Genomic DNA, 1,289 nt, shown 5'->3' on the forward strand with positions numbered 1-1,289 from the left:
TACCTCCTGGCATCTCATCCATTTTCCACTTCCAGGTGAATATAACAGGTTCGTTGTTTATTTCCTGTATATATTCCAGCATGCGGTTCTTCAGTTCATCCTTTGAATCAACCCTTATTCCCCTGAGCATGGAACGTGCCATCTTGCTGAAGAACATCTCTATTATGTTAAGCCATGATGCATGTGTTGGTGTAAACACAAAGTTAAATCTCCATGGCCTTGATGAGAGGTATTTCATTGTCTCTTTTGATGTATGAACACTGTGATTATCCATGATTATGGTGATCTTATAATCATCCGGGTAATATCTGTCAACAAGTTCAAGCCATTTCACAAATTCAAGGCTCCTGTGCCTCTCTTCCACCAGCGGGATTATCTGCCCTGTTATGAGATCAATGCCAGCCATCAGGGACAATGTCCCATTTCGCTTGTAATCATGATTTCTTGATATATAGCCATGCTTCTCATCTGGCTGCTTATCTGGATATATATTTCCTATTGCCTGTATACCGGGTTTTTCATCATATGAAAGTAAGGCAGTGAGTTTACCTGATCCCTCTTCCCTGATCGTTTTAACTTCCCTGTAAACATGAAGGACCTCTGCCTCCTTTCTCTCATGTTCAGGATCTGTCTTTTCCATGTAGTATCTTATCTTATGCGGCCGAATATTGCTCCTTGTCAGTATCTTGGACACAGTTCCATTTGATATGGATTTGAGATCATATTCTTCAGGTGCATTTTCCCTGATGTATTTTGTGAGCAGCCTGTTTGTCCAGATCTCATGGGGATATCCAAGATCAGATGGTTTGGTGCATGCTGTTCTTATGATAAAAGCTCTTTCCTCATTGCCTATGGTTCTCTTTTTTCCTCTTCCTGAAAGGTCTTTCAGTGCCGTTTCCACACCGAAGGAAAGGGCCTTATCTATGGTGAGATAGACCTTTGTCCTGTTCGTGTGCAATTCCCTTGCAATTGTATTCACACCCTTTCCATCAGCATCCATGAGGATTATCCTGGCCCTGTCATACTCCCTCTTTTCAGATTTTCCAGATTTGGTAATCTTCTCAAGGTACGCCTTCTGTTCCGAACTGAGCACAATATGCGGTTTAGTTCTTTTAAACACCATAATTAGATAAGGCTATCGAGTATAAATAATTGCATGTCTATTATGGAAACGCTATAGTAGTATGGAAGGAATATTACTCACCCTGTCATTGTGAGGGTTAAATCTCGTTTAAAAAGCACTAGGTAGTATGGAAGCCGTCATATTCCATAGGTCATTGTATCCTTTA

At 40.8% G+C, this 1,289-nt stretch carries 1 protein-coding gene; it reads right to left on the reverse strand.

Annotated elements, in window-relative coordinates; genetic code table 11:
- A partial coding sequence (locus AMDU4_RS09795) for an IS630 family transposase (RefSeq protein WP_021787825.1) occupies window positions 1–1,123 on the reverse strand: 1,123 nt, incomplete at its 3' end.
- Between the last annotated feature and the right edge of the window lie 166 nt (window positions 1,124–1,289).

It is taken from the genome of Ferroplasma sp. Type II (genome assembly GCF_000496155.1).